20 protein-coding genes are annotated in these 19,840 nt (G+C 49.6%); 12 read left to right on the plus strand and 8 right to left on the minus strand.

Going from position 1 to position 19,840, the window contains the following annotated elements:
- Positions 1-46: 46 nt before the first annotated feature.
- The 3 genes from OGX83_RS08880 to rimJ are packed head-to-tail and all read right to left on the minus strand — an operon-like array spanning position 47 to position 2,238.
- Positions 47-970: a Gfo/Idh/MocA family protein gene (locus OGX83_RS08880; protein WP_032942955.1), complete on the minus strand. Its 924-nt coding sequence runs from the start codon at positions 968-970 to the stop codon at positions 47-49.
- Position 971: 1 nt separating this feature from the next.
- Positions 972-1,619 carry a YceH family protein gene (locus OGX83_RS08885; protein WP_032942953.1) on the minus strand — a complete coding sequence of 216 codons (648 nt, stop codon included), beginning with the start codon at positions 1,617-1,619 and terminating at the stop codon, positions 972-974.
- Positions 1,620-1,653: 34 nt separating this feature from the next.
- A complete protein-coding gene (rimJ, locus tag OGX83_RS08890; protein WP_003832145.1) occupies positions 1,654-2,238 on the minus strand; it encodes a ribosomal protein S5-alanine N-acetyltransferase in 585 nt (194 codons plus the stop codon).
- Positions 2,239-2,497: 259 nt separating this feature from the next.
- Here rimJ and mdtH point away from each other — a divergent pair, with 259 nt between their 5' ends.
- From mdtH to OGX83_RS08935, 9 genes are all read left to right on the plus strand, one after another.
- The gene (gene mdtH / locus OGX83_RS08895) at positions 2,498-3,706 is read left to right on the plus strand and encodes a multidrug efflux MFS transporter MdtH (protein WP_003832142.1); all 1,209 of its coding nucleotides are present in this window, start codon (positions 2,498-2,500) and stop codon (positions 3,704-3,706) included.
- Between the two features lie 114 nt (positions 3,707-3,820).
- A complete protein-coding gene (locus OGX83_RS08900; RefSeq protein WP_020996498.1) occupies positions 3,821-4,381 on the plus strand; it encodes a lipoprotein in 561 nt (186 codons plus the stop codon).
- Positions 4,382-4,486: 105 nt separating this feature from the next.
- Positions 4,487-5,533: a dihydroorotase gene (gene pyrC / locus OGX83_RS08905; protein WP_032942952.1), complete on the plus strand. Its 1,047-nt coding sequence runs from the start codon at positions 4,487-4,489 to the stop codon at positions 5,531-5,533.
- A 65-nt stretch (positions 5,534-5,598) separates the two neighbouring features.
- On the plus strand, positions 5,599-5,844 hold the full coding sequence (gene dinI / locus OGX83_RS08910; protein WP_003036157.1) for a DNA damage-inducible protein I: 246 nt from the start codon (positions 5,599-5,601) through the stop codon (positions 5,842-5,844).
- 340 nt (positions 5,845-6,184) lie between these two features.
- Complete coding sequence (bssS, locus tag OGX83_RS08915; protein ID WP_003036154.1) at positions 6,185-6,439, plus strand: biofilm formation regulator BssS; 255 nt, start codon at positions 6,185-6,187, stop codon at positions 6,437-6,439.
- Positions 6,440-6,553: 114 nt separating this feature from the next.
- A complete protein-coding gene (solA, locus tag OGX83_RS08920) occupies positions 6,554-7,669 on the plus strand; it encodes an N-methyl-L-tryptophan oxidase (protein WP_286587827.1) in 1,116 nt (371 codons plus the stop codon).
- 55 nt (positions 7,670-7,724) lie between these two features.
- Positions 7,725-7,838, plus strand: coding sequence for a YceO family protein (locus tag OGX83_RS08925; protein ID WP_003036148.1), 114 nt, complete (start codon positions 7,725-7,727; stop codon positions 7,836-7,838).
- Positions 7,839-8,100: 262 nt separating this feature from the next.
- The gene (locus OGX83_RS08930; protein ID WP_048214474.1) at positions 8,101-8,667 is read left to right on the plus strand and encodes a cytochrome b; all 567 of its coding nucleotides are present in this window, start codon (positions 8,101-8,103) and stop codon (positions 8,665-8,667) included.
- A 1-nt stretch (position 8,668) separates the two neighbouring features.
- Positions 8,669-9,244 (plus strand): YceI family protein, encoded by a 576-nt coding sequence (locus OGX83_RS08935; protein WP_100272655.1) that lies wholly within the window; start codon positions 8,669-8,671, stop codon positions 9,242-9,244.
- Between the two features lie 45 nt (positions 9,245-9,289).
- On the opposite strand, the gene trhO is transcribed toward OGX83_RS08935, so the two are convergent.
- Positions 9,290-10,342: an oxygen-dependent tRNA uridine(34) hydroxylase TrhO gene (gene trhO, locus OGX83_RS08940; protein WP_071444803.1), complete on the minus strand. Its 1,053-nt coding sequence runs from the start codon at positions 10,340-10,342 to the stop codon at positions 9,290-9,292.
- Between the two features lie 220 nt (positions 10,343-10,562).
- Here trhO and OGX83_RS08945 point away from each other — a divergent pair, with 220 nt between their 5' ends.
- Together OGX83_RS08945 and mdtG are read left to right on the plus strand one after the other, a co-directional pair.
- Positions 10,563-11,483 carry a Kdo(2)-lipid IV(A) acyltransferase gene (locus tag OGX83_RS08945; RefSeq protein ID WP_003036136.1) on the plus strand — a complete coding sequence of 307 codons (921 nt, stop codon included), beginning with the start codon at positions 10,563-10,565 and terminating at the stop codon, positions 11,481-11,483.
- Positions 11,484-11,638: 155 nt separating this feature from the next.
- Complete coding sequence (gene mdtG / locus OGX83_RS08950) at positions 11,639-12,859, plus strand: multidrug efflux MFS transporter MdtG (RefSeq protein WP_032942948.1); 1,221 nt, start codon at positions 11,639-11,641, stop codon at positions 12,857-12,859.
- Positions 12,860-12,922: 63 nt separating this feature from the next.
- Here the strand turns inward: mdtG and OGX83_RS08955 are convergent, their stop codons facing one another.
- Positions 12,923-14,254, minus strand: coding sequence for a sensor domain-containing diguanylate cyclase (locus tag OGX83_RS08955; protein WP_032944370.1), 1,332 nt, complete (start codon positions 14,252-14,254; stop codon positions 12,923-12,925).
- A 692-nt stretch (positions 14,255-14,946) separates the two neighbouring features.
- Here OGX83_RS08955 and OGX83_RS08960 point away from each other — a divergent pair.
- Positions 14,947-15,324, plus strand: a complete 378-nt coding sequence (locus tag OGX83_RS08960) for a MysB family protein (protein ID WP_008784346.1) — start codon at positions 14,947-14,949, stop codon at positions 15,322-15,324.
- On the opposite strand, the gene OGX83_RS08965 is transcribed toward OGX83_RS08960, so the two are convergent.
- From OGX83_RS08965 to mdoG, 3 genes are all read right to left on the minus strand, one after another.
- Positions 15,325-15,552 carry a YceK/YidQ family lipoprotein gene (locus OGX83_RS08965; RefSeq protein ID WP_003832117.1) on the minus strand — a complete coding sequence of 76 codons (228 nt, stop codon included), beginning with the start codon at positions 15,550-15,552 and terminating at the stop codon, positions 15,325-15,327. It lies immediately after the preceding gene.
- Positions 15,553-15,628: 76 nt separating this feature from the next.
- A complete protein-coding gene (mdoH, locus tag OGX83_RS08970; RefSeq protein WP_032941800.1) occupies positions 15,629-18,157 on the minus strand; it encodes a glucans biosynthesis glucosyltransferase MdoH in 2,529 nt (842 codons plus the stop codon).
- Positions 18,150-19,685 carry a glucans biosynthesis protein MdoG gene (gene mdoG / locus OGX83_RS08975; RefSeq protein ID WP_103014639.1) on the minus strand — a complete coding sequence of 512 codons (1,536 nt, stop codon included), beginning with the start codon at positions 19,683-19,685 and terminating at the stop codon, positions 18,150-18,152. Before mdoG ends, mdoH begins: the two co-directional genes overlap by 8 nt.
- Between the last annotated feature and the right edge of the window lie 155 nt (positions 19,686-19,840).

Consider the following 19,840-nt stretch of genomic DNA (forward strand, 5'->3'; position numbering starts at 1 on the left):
AGTACCTGGATTACAATGAATTACTACCGCCAGATGTTACAGGGGGTTATTCAGCCATCGCCTCCCGCCACAGCTTTTCAACAACACGCTGGGCCAGTAGCGCCTGCTCGCCTGCCGTCTGGGGAACCGTCTGATTTTGCACGCACTCAATGAAATGACGCGCACATCCGGCAAAACCACGCTGTTCTAAGGTCGTTTGCCAGCCCGCTATCGGCTTATGAACAACACCTTGCCCACGCTCCTCCCGCCATTCCCGCATATCAGTGACGTCAATCAGGCCGCCGTCCGTCACCGCCTGCACGCTCTCGCGCTGGCTACCGGCACGGCGATGCATACTGGTCGTTATCTGCATTTGACCGACAGAAAAATGATGCTCGGCGTAGAGCATCGCACCAGATTCATTGGTCAGCAGCGTGCCGTTATTTAACTGCGCCTGCCCTCCCGCCAGCCACAAAGCGGTATCGACCACGTGCAGATAGTCGTCCAGCAGAGTGAAGCGCAGATCGTGCGGCCCAACGCTATCCGTACGGTGCTTATCCATACGTACAGACGCTGCGGTGCCCAACTGGGTTTTGAGATCCTGGTACAGCGGTGCAAATCGACGGTTAAACCCGACCATCAGCGTGAGTTTTTTCCGCGCGGCCAGCTCGACCAGTTGCTCAGCCTCATGCAGGTTTTCCGCCAGCGGTTTATCCACACACACGTGAACTCCGGCATTCAGCAATTCACTGACTACCGCATAGTGCGTCGCGGTACTGGAATGGACGAAAACCGCGTCGCAGGTTTGCGCCAGATTCTTCAATGAATCCACGTAGGGTATTCGCCAGGTATCACAGATACGCTGCGCTTTATCGCGCGAAGGTGAAAAGGCGCCTTGCAGCGTCCAGTCCGCGGAGGTGCCTAGCACGGGTAGCCAGGCCTTTTGCGCAATACCGCCCAGGCCGACTACGCCGATACGTAATTTTTTCACGTTAGTCTCCCAGGTGCGCCAGCAAGGAATCAAGTCGCTGCTTAAGTTCTGCGACTTCCGTTTCCAGCGCTTCCACGCGCGCCTGCAGATCACCGGAGGCTACAGGGAGTTCATCTGCCGCGGCAATGGCTTCATCAACCTCACCACAAAACAGGTGCATATAGCGACTTTCACGTTTGCCCGGCTCACGCGACAGGCGGATCACATAAGGCCCATCTTCCCGGTTCGCCAGATTTTCCAGCGTCGACTCCACTTCGGCCATATCGCTGAATTCGTACATACGGGATGCGCGGCTACGCAGTTCACCAGGCGTCTGAGCGCCCCGCAGCAGCAGTGTGGTGATTATGGCCACCTCTGCGGCACTAAGCTTCAGATTGCCAAATTCAGAGTTGCAGAAACGCTGCTCATATTTCGTGACGCGATTGCCAAAACCGCTCACCGTGCGCAGAAAATGTCGCTTAACCAGGTTATCCAACTGCTCCTGCACGTCCGATTCCGACAGGTTCATCACCGGTTCACGATTCGTTTTTTGATTGCAGGCTGTTACGACTCCATTAACGGAGAGTGGGTACTGTTCCGGCGTGGTCACTTGTTTTTCTAATAAACAGCCAATCACTCGTGCTTCGGTGGCGGTTAATTCGTATTTCATCGTCTTCTCCATTAATCATGGCTGCATCTGAAACTTAGCGGCCGGGGGTCCATTCTGATGTGGTCAACGCCGTCAGCACGTGATCGCGCCACTGCCCGTCAATCAGCAGGTAGTCTTTGGCATACCCTTCTTTTTCAAAACCCAGTCGCGCCAGCAGGTCACCGCTGCGCTTATTATGTGGCATGTAGTTAGCCATAATGCGGTGAATATGCTGCGTGCGCTGCATATAACGGATGGCCGAGGTTAAGGCTTCATACATTAGCCCCTGCCCCTGCCATTTCTGCGCAATGGAGTAGCCGAGATAACAGGCATGGAAGGATCCCCGCACCACGTTTGAAAAGTTCGCAACGCCGATAATTTCTTTTTCGTCCGGATCGAGCAGCGCAAAATAATAGGCGGTGCCCTGTTTATGAAACTCAGAAATCATGCTCAGACGCGCCTGCCAGCCGGACGGATAGCAGTGGCTTTCATCGCGAATAGGTTCCCAGGGTTTTAAGAAATGACGATTTTCTGCGTAATAATCTGCCAGACGCCAGGCATCACGCTCATGCACTAAACGCACGACCAGGCGGTCGGTGGTTAAGCGCACTTTTGGCACGTTACTGCGATAGCCAAACATTCTATACCTACTCCTTCCCGTAACGTCTTCAATACGCTATTCGCATTACTATACCTGTGCGAATACGCCCTGTGAAAAGAGCAAAATGCCATTTTTTGAATTATTCACACATTTTGATGAAAACTCTCTATCAAGACGGACTTTTGATAAAAAAATATTGTCCCGCGAAGGGTGGGAAAAGCGATGACGACACCGCAGAATAGGAGGTGCTTATCTTTTAAACTCTATCCAGAGTGACGAGTTTTTCCCTGGAGGGGAAATGTCGCAAGTCTCGCAGGCAAGGAACCTGGGTAAATACTTCCTTCTCATCGATAATATGCTGGTCGTGCTGGGTTTCTTCGTCGTTTTCCCGCTGATCTCAATTCGTTTCGTCGACCAAATGGGCTGGGCCGCCGTGATGGTCGGTATTGCACTAGGATTACGTCAATTTATCCAGCAGGGGTTGGGTATTTTCGGCGGTGCTATTGCGGACCGTTTCGGTGCAAAACCGATGATCGTCACCGGCATGCTGATGCGCGCTGCCGGGTTCGCCACCATGGGCATTGCCCATGAGCCGTGGCTGCTGTGGTTTTCCTGCTTTCTCTCCGGACTGGGCGGTACACTATTCGACCCACCCCGCTCGGCGCTGGTGGTTAAACTGATCCGCCCGGAAAAGCGCGGGCGCTTTTTCTCTATTCTGATGATGCAGGATAGCGCCGGGGCCGTGGTTGGCGCGTTGCTTGGCAGCTGGTTATTGCAATACGATTTCCGTCTGGTCTGTGCCACCGGCGCAATTTTGTTCGTTCTGTGCGCGGCGTTTAACGCCTGGCTGCTCCCGGCATGGAAGCTGTCGACGGTGAAAATTCCAGTGCGCGAAGGGATGAGCCACGTGATGCATGACAAGCGCTTTGTCACCTATGTGCTGACGCTGGCGGGCTATTACATGCTGGCGGTACAGGTGATGCTGATGCTGCCAATCATGGTGAACGACATCGCAGGTTCACCGGCCGCCGTGAAATGGATGTATGCCATCGAGGCGTGCCTCTCATTGACGCTGCTCTACCCAATTGCCCGCTGGAGTGAAAAACGTTTTCGCCTTGAACATCGTCTGATGGCCGGTCTGCTGGTGATGTCTCTGAGCATGATGCCGATCGGTCTGGTGGGGAATTTGCAGCAGTTGTTCACCCTGATCTGTACGTTCTATATTGGCTCGATCATCGCCGAACCAGCGCGTGAAACCCTTAGCGCCTCACTGGCGAATGCACGTGCCCGAGGAAGCTATATGGGCTTCAGTCGACTGGGGCTCGCTATCGGCGGCGCAATTGGATATATCGGCGGCGGCTGGCTGTTTGATATGGGCAAGGCCCTGGCACAGCCTGAGTTGCCCTGGATGATGCTCGGTATTATCGGCCTCATCACCTTCCTGGCGCTGGGCTGGCAATTCAGTCTCAAACGCCCAACGAGAGGCATGCTGGAGCCAGACGCCTGATAGCCGAACCTGCTTCCGGGCGCTTTTCAGTTTTTTCTGCTGGCGTCCGGGGCGCTGGTACTCGATGATGCTTTGTGTCACGATTACGCCACATGCATCATGTTGAGGAACCCCATGAAAAAGTTTTTTTTTGCCGCTGCACTGATTGTCAGCGGCCTGTTGGTTGGTTGTAATCAACTCACGCAATACACGGTTAGCGAGCAAGAAATTAATCAGGCCCTGGCAAAGCATAATAACTTTTCTAAAGATATCGGCTTGCCCGGCGTTGCTGAAGCACACATCGTACTAAATAATCTCGCCAGTCAGATTGGCCGTGAAGAACCCAATAAAGTGACGCTGACCGGAGATGCCAACCTGGACATGAATTCCCTGTTTGGCAGCCAAAAAGCGACCATGAAGCTGAAGTTAAAAGCCTTACCGGTATTCAACAAAGAGAAAGGCGCAATTTATCTGCAAGAGATGGAAGTCGTGGATGCGACCGTTACACCAGAAAAAATGCAGTCGGTACTGCAAACGCTGATGCCTTATTTAAACCAGTCGCTGCGTAACTATTTCAACCAGCAGCCAGCCTACATTCTGCAGGATGACAGTAGCCAGGGTGAAGCACTGGCGAAAAAACTGGCGAAGGGAATTGAGGTGAAACCGGGGGAAATCATCATCCCGTTCACCGACTAATAAAACTGAGGGCGCCGATGCGCCCTTTTTTTTCGTGCAAACGAAAACGTTTCCGCTTATCCTTTGTTTCCGGCAAAAAAGACTATCCTCAGCCGGAGCATATTAATGACTGCACCATCCCAGGTTTTAAAGATCCGCCGCCCAGACGACTGGCATCTTCACTTTCGCGATGGCGACATGTTAAAAACTGTCGTGCCCTACACCAGTGAAATTTATGGTCGCGCCATTGTCATGCCGAACCTGGCACCGCCCGTCACCACGGTTGACGCGGCTATCGCTTATCGCCAGCGCATTCTTGACGCGGTACCTGCTGGACACGACTTCACACCATTAATGACCTGCTACTTAACGGATACGCTGGATCCCAACGAGCTGGAACGTGGATTTAACGAAGGCGTATTCACCGCAGCAAAACTCTATCCGGCCAATGCCACCACCAACTCGACGCATGGCGTAACCTCTATTGACGCCATCATGCCGGTGCTGGAGAGGATGGAAAAATTGGGTATGCCGCTGCTGGTGCACGGCGAAGTGACGCATGCAGATATCGATATTTTCGATCGCGAAGCGCGCTTTATTGAAACGGTGATGGAACCGCTGCGCCAGCGTTTGACCTCGCTGAAAGTAGTGTTCGAGCATATCACTACCAAAGATGCTGCCGAATACGTGCGCGACGGTAACGAGCTTCTGGCAGCGACTATTACGCCACAGCACCTGATGTTTAACCGCAACCACATGCTGGTTGGCGGGATTCGTCCTCACCTGTACTGCCTGCCGATCCTCAAACGTAACGTCCACCAACAGGCGCTGCGTGAACTGGTTGCCAGCGGGTTTACGCGCGCCTTCCTCGGTACCGACTCAGCGCCGCACGCACGTCATCGCAAAGAGTCAAGCTGTGGCTGTGCTGGATGCTTTAATGCACCGACCGCACTAGGCAGCTATGCCACCGTGTTTGAAGAGATGAATGCGCTGGACCATTTCGAAGCCTTCTGCTCACTCAACGGCCCACAGTTCTATGGTTTGCCGGTAAATGAGACCTTTATTGAGCTGGAACGCGTGGAGCACCTGGTTCCTGAGAGCATAGCGTTGGAAGACGATACGCTGGTGCCTTTCCTGGGTGGCGAAACGGTACGCTGGTCAGTAAAAAGCTAAAAAAAGTGTAGCCAACCGATTCGAATAACTGTATAAATAAACAGTATATTCCACAGGGGGCTACTATGCGTATTGAAGTCACTATTGCCAAAACTTCACCTTTACCTGCCGGTGCAATTGACGCACTGGCAGGTGAACTCTCCCGCCGTATTCAGCACCATTTTCCGGATAACGAAGGTAACGTTACCGTCCGTTATGCCGGCGCAAACAATCTGTCGGTTATTGGCGCGACCAAAGAGGACAAAGAGCGCATCAGCGAGATCCTACAGGAAACCTGGGAAAGCGCGGATGACTGGTTCATCAACGAATAAATAATGATATGCAGTGATGTTTGTTTGCCGGGTCGCCCCGGCTTTTTTATACACGCTATCTTGTAATCAATCGCGCATTTCTTCTGACGAACATTTAATTTAATATTAACCCACCGATTATCTTTTAACCAAAACAACAAAATAATTGTGCAACATACTAAAAAAAAATGAATAACATGTCGGTTTCTTAGTCAGATAACGCTGAAAACAAAAAATTTATGCCCTTCCCTCTTTAAATTTTCAATGAATACCCTTATTTATTGATATACTGAAGTTGCTTCAGAAAAAAACGCATTGAACCTCGAAAACCGTTGTCTAGTAACACGAATTAGGGGGCATGATGGAAAAGAATAATGAAGTCATTCAGACTCATCCGCTTGTAGGGTGGGACATCAGCACTGTTGATAGCTACGATGCGCTGATGTTGCGTTTGCACTACCAAACCCCGAACCGCCCTGACCCGGATGGGACTGAAGTTGGTCAAACGCTCTGGTTAACCACTGATGTTGCCAGGCAATTTATTTCGATATTAGAAGCAGGAATCGCCAAAATTGAATCTGGCGATTACCAGGTAAATGAGTATCAGCGACATTAAACCTGATACATCCAACCATCAAAAGGCACCTTAGCGGTGCCTTTCTTATTTCCAGGTTGAATATTCCAGGTCAGTTATTTACCCTTCTACTATCGCGATTGCAGAGAGAAGCGGATGAAATACGACTTAATCATTATTGGCAGCGGTTCGGTAGGCGCCGCAGCTGGATACTATGCCACTCGTGCCGGTCTGAAGGTTCTGATGATCGATGCGCATATGCCACCACATCAACAGGGCAGCCACCACGGCGATACTCGATTAATCCGTCATGCTTATGGCGAAGGCGAAAAATACGTTCCGCTGGTGCTACGTGCGCAAACATTGTGGGATGAACTGTCCACCCATAATGAAGAACCGATTTTTGTTCGCTCCGGAGTTATCAACCTCGGTCCGGCAGAGTCAACCTTCTTAGCAACTGCAGCGCAAAGCGCAAAACAGTGGCAACTTAACGTTGAACAATTAGATGCAGCGGCCATCATGGCTCGCTGGCCGGAAATTCGCGTACCTGACAACTATATCGGTCTGTTTGAAGCGGAGTCCGGTTTTTTACGCAGTGAGTTAGCAATTAAAACCTGGATCCGTCTGGCGGAAGAAGCAGGCTGTGCGCAACTGTTTAAATGCCCGGTCAGCGCAATTCATCACGGTGATGATGGCATCACGGTAGAAACGGTTGACGGTGACTACCACGCGAAGAAAGCAGTGATCAGCGCCGGTACCTGGGTGCAGGCTTTAGTCCCTGAAATACCGATACAACCTGTGCGCAAAGTGTTCGCCTGGTATCAGGCCGATGGGCGCTACAGCGTTAAGAATAACTTCCCGGCTTTCACCGGCGAGCTGCCAAATGGCGATCAATACTACGGTTTCCCGGCTGAAAACGACGAGCTGAAAATTGGTAAGCACAATGGCGGACAGGTAATCCACTCTGCAGAAGAGCGTAAGCCATTTGCCGCTGTAGCCAGCGACGGTTCTGAAGCCTTCCCATTCCTGCGCACAATTCTGCCTGGCGTTGGCTGTTGCCTGCACGGCGCATCCTGCACTTACGATAATTCACCAGATGAAGACTTTATAATTGATACTCTGCCGGAACATGACAACACGCTGATCATTACCGGACTGAGCGGACATGGCTTTAAGTTTGCCTCTGTACTGGGAGAGATTGCGGCAGACTTCGCTCAGGACAAACCGTCTGACTTTGACCTGACCCCCTTCAGGCTAAGCCGTTTTAAGTGATAATAAATGAATGGCCTCGTTGGTGAGGCCATTTTTAATGACAGGAATAACGTCAATGCGCCGTATCTTTCACTATCTGGTTAATAATATTCGCGAACATCTTATGCTCTACATTATTTTATGGTCACTGCTGGCCATTATGGATGTAATATATATTATGTTTTTCTGATTCCTGCGCGCTGACAATAATTGACAAAAATTGAGATTAGCTTAATTTTCATTGCAATAAACTGAACAATAACAAAAACCATAACATCCCATAGACTAAGCCCCGCCACATATTTTCGCACTAATCCCTTGATGATTACCTCAACAATCAGTCAACTTTATTGAACAAAAAATAAATATCATCACTATTGTTATTTATTAGTTGCATTAATGTCTTTTACACGCCATTTTCATTCACTTCTGAAATATCAATCGGTGTGCTTATGCAATTCAATAATACTCCACAGCGCTATGGCGTAGTGTCAGCCACATTACATTGGCTGATTGCGATTGCTGTATATGGCATGTTTGCGTTGGGGTTATGGATGGTCACGCTCAGCTATTACGACGGCTGGTATCACCAGGCTCCCGAACTGCATAAAAGCATCGGCATCCTACTCATGATGGGACTGGTTATCCGCGTTGTCTGGCGGTTGTTCTCCCCTCCGCCTGCTGCGTTGGCAAGCTACTCCCGTTTAACCCGTATCGCCGCGGCACTGGGTCACCTCGCACTTTATTTGCTGCTCTTTTCGATTGTCATCAGTGGATATCTGATTTCCACCGCAGATGGCAAAGCGATAAGCGTCTTTGGCTGGTTTGACATTCCTGCCACCCTGGCCAATGCGGGTACCCAGGCCGACCTCGCCGGTAGCTTGCACCTGTGGCTTGCGTGGACCGTGGTGATTTTATCCCTACTACACGGACTGATGGCCCTGAAACATCACTTTATTGATAACGACGATACCCTCAATCGCATGTTGGGAAAATCGTCATCTGACTATGGAGCTTAAAATGAAAAAAAACCTGCTGGGACTTACACTCGCTTCTCTGTTATTAACCACCGGGTCGGCCGTGGCGGCAGATTACAAAATTGACAAGGAAGGACAGCATGCCTTTGTTAATTTCCGTATTCAGCATCTGGGTTACAGCTGGCTGTACGGCACTTTCAAAGATTTCGACGGTACGTTTACCTTTGATGAGAAAAATCCCGCAGCCGATAAGGTTAACGTAACCATCAACACCAACAGCGTTGACACTAATCACGCCGAACGCGACAAGCATCTGCGCAGTGCAGATTTCCTTAACGTGGCAAAATTCCCGCAGGCGACCTTCAGCTCCACCAGCGTGAAAAAAGAGGGGAATGACCTGGATATCACCGGTAATTTGACCCTGAACGGCGTTACCAAACCGGTTACGCTGGACGCGAAGCTCATCGGTCAGGGTGGCGATCCCTGGGGCGGTACGCGCGCTGGTTTTGAAGCGCAAGGTAAGATTAAGCTGAAGGATTTCAACATCACCACCGATCTCGGCCCTGCATCGCAGGAAGTCGATTTGATCATCTCAGTGGAAGGTGTTCAGCAGAAGTAACGCATGAATTACCGGATGAGGATCTGCCCCTCATCCGGCATCATGTTATTGCGCAGGGTCTGGAATACCCAGTTTGGTATTCAGGTGACCGCGTGATTTATTGAAGATTTTATTGCCATTTTCACGCCCCGCACGACGACGCCGTTGTTCCTCTTCCGGCAACTCACTCTCTTCGCTACACAGCTCGCTACAGCAGCCTTTATATTTCTGCGCACAAGCCGGGCACTGAATAAACAACAGATGGCAGCCATCATTTTTGCAATTAGTATGGCTATCGCACGCCGTGCCGCACTGATGGCAATGTGCGATAACATCTTCAGAGATCCTTTCGCCCATACGCTCATCAAAGACAAAGTTTTTACCGACAAAACGTACCGGAAGTCCCTGTTCACGCGCCTTGCGGGCATACTCAATAATACCGCCCTCAATGTGCCAGACTCTGCTAAATCCATTGTGTTTCATCCAGGCGCTGGCTTTCTCACAGCGGATCCCACCCGTGCAGTACATCACGATTTTTTTATCTTTATGCGCCTGCATCATTTCAACAGCTTTCGGCAACTGGTCGCGGAACGTGTCTGCCGGGATCTCCAGCGCATTCTCGAAATGACCCACCTCATATTCATAGTGGTTGCGCATATCAATGAATACCGCTTCAGGATCGTCCAGCATGGCATTTACTTCTGCAGCCTTGAGATAATCCCCCACGTTGCTGGCGTCAAAGTCTGGATCGTCAATACCATCCGCCACGATACGTTCGCGGACTTTCATACGCAGTACCCAGAACGATTTACCGTCATCATCCAGCGCAATATTCAGACGTAAATCCTTCAATGCAGCATCAAACGCATAGAGCTGCTGTCGAAATGCCTCGACGTTGCTTTGCGGTACGCTGATTTGCGCGTTAATTCCTTCATGGGCAAGATATACTCGCCCGAAGACGTTCAATGCGATGAACATCTGGTACAGCGCATCACGCGTGTGCTGAGGATTGGCAATGGTGAAATATTTATAGAATGAGATCGTCGTGCGCGGCTCGGTCTCGGCCAGCATTTTGGCTTTGAGGGCGTCGTTCGAAATGCGGTTGTGTAACACTGGCATGGTGTACGTATCCTGCAAATAAGGAATAAATGAAAATCGGCGGCATAATAAAGCAAACATCGCCAATTTACATCCACACATTTTACGCTACATTTCATACTTCACGATAAAATCGCAACAACAATTGCGGAATTAATCACCGTTCTCCCGTCACAAATTTTTGATACGCGCGAAAAAATGCGACAATACAGGGAATTGGTCGTTTGAAGACAGGATAGACATGACGAATTTACCCAAGTTTTCGGCTGCGTTACTGCATCCACGCTATTGGTTAACCTGGCTGGGTATTGGCATCCTTTGGTTAATCGTGCAGTTACCCTACCCCATCCTCTTTAAGTTGGGCTGTGCATTAGGTCGACTGGCGCTACGTTTGATGAAACGTCGGGCAAAAATTGTTTCCCGAAATCTGGAACTGTGCTTCCCGCAGATGAGTGAGCAGGAACGCCAGCAGATGGTCGTCAAGAACTTTGAATCAGTAGGCATGGGCGTAATGGAAACCGGGATGGCCTGGTTTTGGTCCGATAAGCGTATTTCGCGCTGGACGGAAGTGATCGGAATGGAACATATCCGTGATGTTCAGGCGCAAAAACGCGGGATTCTGTTAGTGGGTCTGCACTTTCTGACTCTGGAACTGGGTGCGCGCCAGTTTGGCTTGCAGGAGCCGGGTATTGGTGTGTATCGCCCTAATGATAATCCGCTGCTGGACTGGCTACAAACCTGGGGCCGCATGCGCTCGAATAAATCAATGCTCGATCGTAAAGACCTGAAAGGGATGATTAAAGCCTTGAAAAAGGGCGAAGTGGTCTGGTACGCGCCGGATCATGATTACGGCCCTCGCGCCAGCGTGTTTGTACCACTTTTTGCCGTTGAACAAGCCGCAACAACCTCAGGGACCTGGATGCTTTCGCGCATGTCCAATGCCTGCCTGGTACCGTTTGTTCCCCGCCGCAAACCTGACGGTAAAGGGTATCAATTGATTATGTTGCCTCCAGAATGCTCACCACCGTTGGACGACGCAGAAACCACTGCTGCGTGGATGAACAAAATTGTTGAGCAATGCATAATGATGGCGCCAGAGCAGTATATGTGGCTGCATCGTCGCTTCAAGACGCGTCCTGAAGGCTCCCCTTCTCTGTACTGACGCAGTGTTGCAGTCCAGTGGGCTGCAACACCCTCCCAACCCGTTTTAGGTTTAACTGCTATCCGCATTGCAGCAACTATCAACCAGGCGCATAATTAGCCTGCTTACTTATATTCAATCGATAGCGCAAACAGCGCATCACACTGCGGATCGCTATGTCACCCTCAGATGCCCCCATAAACTGGAAACGCAACCTCACCGTTGCCTGGTTAGGTTGTTTTTTAACCGGAGCAGCATTTAGCCTGGTCATGCCCTTTTTGCCTCTTTACGTCGAGAGTCTCGGCGTCACGGGTCATAGCGCCCTGAATATGTGGTCAGGCCTGGTCTTCAGCATCACCTTTCTCTTTTCAGCCATTGCCTCTCCTTTCTGGGGTGGTCTTGCCGATCGCAAAGGACGAAAAATCATGCTGCTGCGTTCCGCGTTGGGCATGGCAATTGTGATGCTGCTGATGGGGCTGGCGCAAAATATCTGGCAGTTCTTAATCCTGCGCGCCTTGTTAGGGCTGCTTGGTGGATTCATCCCCAATGCGAATGCACTGATCGCCACCCAGGTTCCACGCAATAAAAGCGGCTGGGCACTGGGAACGCTTTCAACCGGTGGCGTTAGTGGCGCACTGCTCGGGCCGCTAGCGGGCGGGCTGCTCGCGGATCAGTACGGATTACGCCCTGTATTTTTCATCACCGCCAGCGTGCTGCTGGTCTGCTTCATCCTGACGCTATTTTTTATCCGCGAGCGTTTCCAGCCGGTGAGCAAGAAGGAGATGCTGCACATTCGTGAAGTCGTGGCCTCTTTAAAGAACCCCAAACTGGTGCTGAGCCTGTTTATCACCACTTTGATCATTCAGGTAGCCACCGGTTCTATCGCGCCAATACTGACTCTGTACGTTCGAGAGTTGGCTGGCAACGTCAGCAATATTGCGTTTATCAGTGGGATGATAGCCTCTGTCCCCGGCGTTGCGGCATTAATCAGCGCCCCGAAACTTGGCAAATTAGGCGATCGAATTGGCCCGGAGAAGATCCTGATCGTCGCGCTGATCGTTTCAGTGTTACTGCTTATTCCAATGTCATTTGTCCATACGCCCTGGCAGCTTGGTGTTCTGCGCTTTTTATTGGGTGCGGCCGACGGCGCTCTGCTCCCAGCGGTACAAACGCTGCTGGTTTACAACTCGACCAATCAAATAGCTGGACGTATTTTCAGTTATAACCAGTCATTTCGCGATATCGGTAACGTAACAGGACCTCTAATGGGGGCAGCGATATCCGCCAACTACGGTTTTCGTGCCGTTTTCTGTGTGACCGCGGGCGTCGTACTGTTTAACGCCCTGTACTCGTGGAATAGCCTGCGCCGTCGTCGGAGTACAGAGGTCGTGGGATGATTTGTGTATTTGTATTCGCCGGTTCGGAATAATAAACTTATCTTACACGGCGTATATTTCACCTTAATGATAATAGTAACACACCTTATTTCTGCCAGAATTTTTGGCTTCATACAATGCGGCATCGGCGTATGAAACAACTTTATCCGCTGATTCATCATCAATCTTACTGCAATATACACCGATACTTATCGTCATTTTTTCTTTTAACTCATACGAATTTGGTATTGTCGTACCATTCTCTACATTTCGCCTAATTCGCTCTGCAACAACAATTGCCTCATCTTTATCGTTACACTTAAGAAGGATCGCAAATTCTTCGCCGCCTACTCTGGCAAAAATATCCGTATCTCTGATTGATTTATTGACAATGTCGACAATGCTGATTATCACTCTGTCACCTTCCTGATGGCCGTAGGTATCGTTAATCCGTTTGAATTTATCAATATCCAGAACCATCACACATACTGCGCCTTTTGCTAATGATGATTTTAATGACTTATAGAATAGTTTACGATTATATATTTTAGTCATTGCGTCTTTAATAGCTGAATCCGTTTCTTTTTTTAAGATGATGAAGGTGTTGTACATCAGTATTGAGATTATACACAGGGCACTTATCACCTCAATCCCCCGGCTTACATACCAAATATACATGCTATATTCATCCAGGCTCAGAAGTAGTACATTGGTCAATATTGCTGAGCAACACAGTAGCCCTATACTTTTCCACAAGATGTTATGCGTTCTGGTTTTAATGATTAAATACAACAGGACCAGTCCCCAGGATACAATAAGCGAATAAATGTACCCAATATGCCAGTGCACGGTGACATTATCAGGCTTCAGGCTTGTGATCTCGAGTGTAAAATTAGGGTTGTAACTGGCCAGAGCGTGCGCCACCACCGCAATAACAAGCATGATTAAAAAAGACAGAACGATATAGCAAGGTTCTCTTTCTTTGGTTTCAATAACTGTCGAGGATACTTTATAAGATTTTAATGAAACAAATAGCAGAGCGATGAAACTAATCTGCCGAAAGTAATAGAATATGGCTATATCGTTAGTTCTTTTTTCGATTGAGGCATAATCATTAATCAAGTCCTGAACGATGTAGATAGTCTCGATGAAAAATATGTTATTCCCAAGAAACGCCATACCTAATATCATAAGGCAGGTGAGATCTTTTCTACAAAGATACTGGAATAACATAAACAGGAAGATTATCCCATATAAAAAGAATAACCCTACAATTATAATCAGATATACTGTTTGCGGCACACTTTGTATCGTTAATTTAAATTGTGTAAGACACACTCCACCAAGAACATAGCTAGCCAAACAGATTATATAGAAAGCCATTAACCTTCTATTATTTGAATTGCCGTTATCCATAACAACCTTAAGGGCTCTCTTAATTTTGCATTTTATATAATAAAGCATAAGATTTTGCAAACTATTATATCTGCACAGATTCAATGACACTAATTCATTTCTTATTTAATGGTTTCTTATAGATTTATAACCTTTGTCATTAATAACATTTTATTATGTATACTATTTTAGTATCACTCACACCATTCACAGTCCCCATACACAAAAGATACTTTGTCACTACCAGAGACACCACTAAGTTTAGCCACTTTCATTGATTGCCCCTGCGACACTTCCGTATTGGGCATTAATTTTCTTCTTTATTTTTATTAAGTTATGAAATATTACGTCATAAGCGATCGGATTCCCCCTCTAAAACACATAAAAGATAACGTTTAACCCTGAAGATTTCCTTATATAACGTCATTTTTTAATTTTTCGATTTTCATTACTACATTGCAAACCACATACATTACTATTTTTTCTTGAATTTTTTTCCTGATATTACGTCGGCTTCAGTATCTGCCAATGTAAATTTTTTCATAAACAACCGAAGTTACTTTCCCCCAGTCTCGTAGGCATTGCAGGCAGTAATCATCTGATTGAGTGAGCCATGCAGCTAACGGGTTTGACGCTCTGCGGATCGCCGTCTATAGATTGAATCATCCCCCTTTATTGTTCGCCTTAGGAGAAGAAATATGGCAAAGAATGACATGAATTTTTATGCCACGTTGGAAGAGGCTATTGATGCAGCTCGTGAAGTGTTTCTGGCTGATAACCCTGACCTTGAGTCAGACGACGCCAGCGTTCAACAGCTAAGCGTCCAAAAATACGTGCTACAGGATGGCGACATTATGTGGCAGGCGGAATTCTTTGCTGACGAGGATGATGTAGATGGTGAATGTCTTCCAATCCTGAGCGGAGAAGCGGCCCAGAGCGTTTTTGATGGCGACTATGATGAAATTGAAATCCGCCAGGAGTGGCAGGAAGAAAATACGCTTCACGAATGGGATGAAGGTGAATTCCAGCTGGAACCTCCCCTTGATACTGAAGAGGGACAGACCGCAGCCGATGAATGGGATGAGCGATAATTACTCGTAAGGTCCATGATGTATGTCGAGCGGCAGCAGCAACGTATCAAACACCAGCGAAAATGGCAGATCGAGGATAGTGACGTAGCGCCATGCGGAGTCCCTAACATCCCATTGCACACCAGGATAGTATTGGTTTCCGTGTCCTTGCCCTGGGATGGTACGACTAATAATGCTGCCGCATCCGCTCAGGAAGAAGATCATTATTCCTACAGCCAATATTCGCACCTGCTACCTCACGACTCATTCTATTCAATATAAAAAAATACCGGCACCAGGCCGGTATTTTCACGTTACAGAACGCTTATTTTTTCCTGAGCGCCAGCGGGTTCAGTGTCAGTCCCTGATAGTAGTTCACCCACGAAGAATACTTATCAGGTGAATTCCAGACACGGTAATGTAAACGCGCCATGGTCACCGGATCGCTCAACAACACCAGGCGACGATCGCGATTCAGTTTCTCCGGCGTTTCGTTCAGTGCCTGTTCCACATGACGATCGCGTGCAATCTCCAGCACGTTGCTGGCGCGGTGGCGTGCAGTCGCCATGGCCGTGGCCAGTGCGTTAAACGACGGATTAAACACCGCATGCATAAAGCCATCGTCCAGCGTACGTTTACGGTTCATCACCAGATAAGTATCGGTATCCACCAGCACCTGCGGCGGAGAATACTCTTCCGGGATCAGGAACAGCTTCCAGCGCTTGGTACGTAACCCCACCGTGGAACGGCTGGAAATCACGGAAACAAACGGTGACAGGATCAGCGAGAAGACAATCGGTGCCAGCCAGAACAGGAAACGCAGATCCAGCCAGGCCATACCCACAGCCCACACCAGCCCCAGCAGTAACTGAGAACCGTGACGCATAAACGCTTCACCCCACGGGGTCGAATCGTCATCACGCTGCGGCGAATTCCACACAACTTCCCAACCGAGGAAGGCACTCACGACGAAGACGGTGTGGAACAACATACGCACCGGCGCCAGCAACACGGAGAACAGAACTTCCAACAGTAGCGACAGCGTGACGCGGATAAACCCGCCGTACTCTTTCGTCCCTTTACACCAGATGAGCAAAATACTCAGCAGCTTCGGCAGGAACAGCAGCACCATCGTTGAAGCAAACAGCGCGATCGCCAGTTCAGGTCGCCACTGCGGCCAAACCGGGAACAGCTGACGCGGTTGCAGGAAGTACTGCGGCTCCGTCAACGCATGCACCACCTGCAATGCGGTAGAGAGCGCGAGGAACATAAACCAAAGCGGCGCAGACAGATAGGACATTACACCGGTCAGGAACACCGCACGGTGAACCGGGTGCATCCCTTTCACCAGGAACAAACGGAAGTTCATCAGGTTGCCGTGGCACCAGCGGCGGTCACGCTTGAGTTCATCCAGCAGGTTCGGCGGCAGCTCTTCATAAGAGCCCGGCAGATCGTAAGCAATCCACACGCCCCAGCCAGCACGACGCATCAATGCCGCTTCCACGAAGTCATGGGAGAGGATCGATCCCGCAAACGAGCCTTCGCCCGGTAACGGCGCGAGCGCACAGTGCTCGATAAATGGCTTCACGCGGATAATTGCGTTGTGGCCCCAATAGTGTGATTCCCCTAACTGCCAGAAGTGAAGCCCGGCGGTAAACAGCGGTCCATAAACACGGGTCGCAAACTGCTGGCAGCGCGCATACAGCGTATCCATACCGGAAGCCTTCGGTGAAGACTGGATAATCCCGGCATTCGGATTCGCTTCCATCAGACGCACCAGGCCGCTCAAACAGTCACCACTCATCACTGAGTCAGCGTCCAGCACCACCATGTAGCTGTACTGATTTCCCCAGCGACGACAAAAGTCATCAATGTTGCCGCTTTTACGCTTCACGCGACGACGACGACGGCGGTAGAAAATCTGTCCTTCGCCCTGCACCTCAGCAATCAGCTCCATCCACGCTTTTTGTTCTGCCACGCAGATATCAGGATTGTAGCTGTCGCTCAGGATATAAACATCGAAATGTTCGGCGTTGCCCGTTGCTTTGACCGATTCCCACGTGGCGCGAAGTCCCGCAAATACGCGGTCAACGTCCTCGTTACAGATAGGCATAATCAGCGCGGTACGGTGTTCAGGATTCAGCGGTTCGTCCCCAACCGTTGAAGCCGAGATACTGTACTTATCTCGTCCAATCAACAGTTGCAAGAAGCCCATCAGCGCAGTCCAGAATCCCGCAGACACCCAACAGAAAAGCACAGCAAACAAAATAAGAATGCCGGTCTGGAGCATGTAGGGCAGCAATTGCATAAAGGAGACCCATAAATCCTGCCCCATCATGTCTACCGGATTAATAAATGCCCACCCCTGATACGGGAGGATCGTCTTCATATACCAGGTTGCTACGACCGTTTGCGCCAGCGTTAGAATCAACAGCGTATAGCGGCGGATGGTGCCTACGGTACGCCATTTTTGCTCGCTCTCCTGTTCTTCTTTCGTCAAACGCGAAAGATAACGCGGCGTCACATCGCGCCCACGCAAGCGATCCCAAAAACGACCAACCGGGTTGGTACGCCAGGGATCGGGGAACATAGAGGTACGCGTTGCTTTTGGCATCGCCTGCAGCTGATCGCGGCCCTCATCGTCCTTAACCAACTGCTCTTTAGCCAAAGAATCCGGCCATGCTTGCTCAAGGCGAGCTTTCACAGAACCCTGCGGTGAATCATCTTCGCGCGAGTAAGTACGATGCTCGGCATCCAACGCCTGATGAACGGCGCGGATGTCAGTTTTCGGCAGTGCCGCTTTCTCGATATCCGAAAGCGGCATTGCGTCAATATACTCAGTTGTCTTATTCATTGGCAGGTAACTGGTAGCTCCAGGTTTCACTCAGCGTCTGATCGGCATTGACCAAGGCAGCACGCATTTCAGTGGTTTTCTTCACGTCTTTCACTTTCACGCGCAGCATCAAACGCCAACCCTTAGATACCGGGTTATAGCGCACAGTGCTTTCAACGATTTCACCGTTGTCGCCAATACTGGTTTGTGCGGTAACCGGGGTATCCTGCGGCAGCTTTTTCATATCTGTGCCGGTAAAGTCCACCACAAACGCGATGGTACCGTCAGGCTGACGAATCAGGTTGGACTGTTTTACATCACCGGTAGAACGACGAGTCTGCTGTACCCAGGCGCTTTCCGGCGCATGAAGCTTGTCCTCATCACGCGTGAACGTCAAAGTGTACTTGAAGTTCATCTCTTTGCCCGCTTCAGGCAGTTGATCCGGCGTCCAGTACGCAACGATGTTATCGTTCGTTTCATCGTTAGTTGGGATTTCAACTAACTCAATCTTACCTTTACCCCAGTCACCTTTTGGCGTGATCCAGGCGCTTGGGCGCAGATCGTAACGATCGTCGATATCTTCAAAACGCGAGAACTGACGGCCACGCTGCAACAGTCCGAATCCTTGCGGGTTTTCCATTGCGAAGCTGCTCACCGCGAGATGTTTCGGGTTATTCAGCGGACGCCAAATCCACTCCCCATTGCCCGCGTGGATAGACAAACCGTTAGAATCATGCAGTTCCGGACGATAGTTTGTCGCCGGAGACGGCTGGTTCGGTCCAAACAGGAACATACTGGTTAACGGTGCCACACCCAGTTTGCCCACTTTGTCGCGCAGGTAAACTTTGGACTGAACATCCACGACCGTGTCACGGCCTGGAATAATGACAAAACGATACGCTCCGGTTGCACGCGGAGAATCCAACAAAGCATAAATGGTTAAACGTTTATCAGTCGGTTTCGGACGCTCGATCCAAAACTCACGGAAGCGGGGAAATTCTTCACCAGAAGGCAGAGCGGTATCAATCGCGAGGCCACGCGCTGACAGGCCGTAGACCTGACCTGCACCCAGAACGCGAAAATAGCTGGCACCGAGCATGCTGACGATTTCATCGTTTTTATCTTTGCTGTTGATCGGATACAGCACTTTGAACCCGGCGAAGCCGAGATCTTTTACCGTGTCTTTATCATGCTGAACATCGCCAAAATTAAAATAATCCGGGCTGTATTTGATTCTTTTCACCGCCGTGGCGGTAACTTCGTTGATTTTGACCGGCGTGTCGAAGTACATACCCTGGTGGTAGAACTCGAGCTTAAATGGGGTCTTGAGATTGCTCCAGTACGCTTTATCGCGATTGAACTGGATCTGTTGATAATCCGCATATTTCATGTCGCGGAAAACGGAGGGCAAGTTACTTTTTGGCGCCTCATAGCCTTTCCCGGCTAAGGATTGAGCTTGTTTTGCAACATCATCAATACTGAACGCCCAGCTCGATGATGTGTACAGCGTTAACATGACTGCTGCACCCAACCAACGCATTTTCATCATTTGTAGTTTATGTTTCATAATTAGTAAGCACTTCCCCCTTTGTGTGCTTATATTGATCCGATCCATTTTAATGGATAATCGGGTACTCCGACAACTGAATCCCTGTATTGTTCGCGCGCTGGCTCATGGTTTAAGCAGGTTCATCTGCCTGTTTT

This window comes from Citrobacter sp. Cpo074 (assembly GCF_030332745.1).
Lineage (GTDB): Bacteria > Pseudomonadota > Gammaproteobacteria > Enterobacterales > Enterobacteriaceae > Citrobacter > Citrobacter portucalensis.

Bases quoted from the DNA above. Each gene is read 5' to 3' on its own strand.
- bssS (WP_003036154.1), top strand. From the start codon at position 6,185: ATGGAAAAGAATAATGAAGTCATTCAGACTCATCCGCTTGTAGGGTGG.
- dinI (WP_003036157.1), top strand. From the start codon at position 5,599: ATGCGTATTGAAGTCACTATTGCCAAAACTTCACCTTTACCTGCCGGT.
- OGX83_RS08925 (WP_003036148.1), top strand. From the start codon at position 7,725: ATGCGCCGTATCTTTCACTATCTGGTTAATAATATTCGCGAACATCTT.
- OGX83_RS08885 (WP_032942953.1), bottom strand. From the start codon at position 1,619: ATGAAATACGAATTAACCGCCACCGAAGCACGAGTGATTGGCTGTTTA.
- mdoG (WP_103014639.1), bottom strand. From the start codon at position 19,685: ATGATGAAAATGCGTTGGTTGGGTGCAGCAGTCATGTTAACGCTGTAC.
- pyrC (WP_032942952.1), top strand. From the start codon at position 4,487: ATGACTGCACCATCCCAGGTTTTAAAGATCCGCCGCCCAGACGACTGG.
- mdoH (WP_032941800.1), bottom strand. From the start codon at position 18,157: ATGAATAAGACAACTGAGTATATTGACGCAATGCCGCTTTCGGATATC.
- mdtG (WP_032942948.1), top strand. From the start codon at position 11,639: ATGTCACCCTCAGATGCCCCCATAAACTGGAAACGCAACCTCACCGTT.
- OGX83_RS08935 (WP_100272655.1), top strand. From the start codon at position 8,669: ATGAAAAAAAACCTGCTGGGACTTACACTCGCTTCTCTGTTATTAACC.
- OGX83_RS08900 (WP_020996498.1), top strand. From the start codon at position 3,821: ATGAAAAAGTTTTTTTTTGCCGCTGCACTGATTGTCAGCGGCCTGTTG.
- mdtH (WP_003832142.1), top strand. From the start codon at position 2,498: ATGTCGCAAGTCTCGCAGGCAAGGAACCTGGGTAAATACTTCCTTCTC.
- OGX83_RS08945 (WP_003036136.1), top strand. From the start codon at position 10,563: ATGACGAATTTACCCAAGTTTTCGGCTGCGTTACTGCATCCACGCTAT.
- trhO (WP_071444803.1), bottom strand. From the start codon at position 10,342: ATGCCAGTGTTACACAACCGCATTTCGAACGACGCCCTCAAAGCCAAA.
- OGX83_RS08930 (WP_048214474.1), top strand. From the start codon at position 8,101: ATGCAATTCAATAATACTCCACAGCGCTATGGCGTAGTGTCAGCCACA.
- rimJ (WP_003832145.1), bottom strand. From the start codon at position 2,238: ATGTTTGGCTATCGCAGTAACGTGCCAAAAGTGCGCTTAACCACCGAC.
- OGX83_RS08955 (WP_032944370.1), bottom strand. From the start codon at position 14,254: ATGGATAACGGCAATTCAAATAATAGAAGGTTAATGGCTTTCTATATA.
- OGX83_RS08960 (WP_008784346.1), top strand. From the start codon at position 14,947: ATGAATTTTTATGCCACGTTGGAAGAGGCTATTGATGCAGCTCGTGAA.
- solA (WP_286587827.1), top strand. From the start codon at position 6,554: ATGAAATACGACTTAATCATTATTGGCAGCGGTTCGGTAGGCGCCGCA.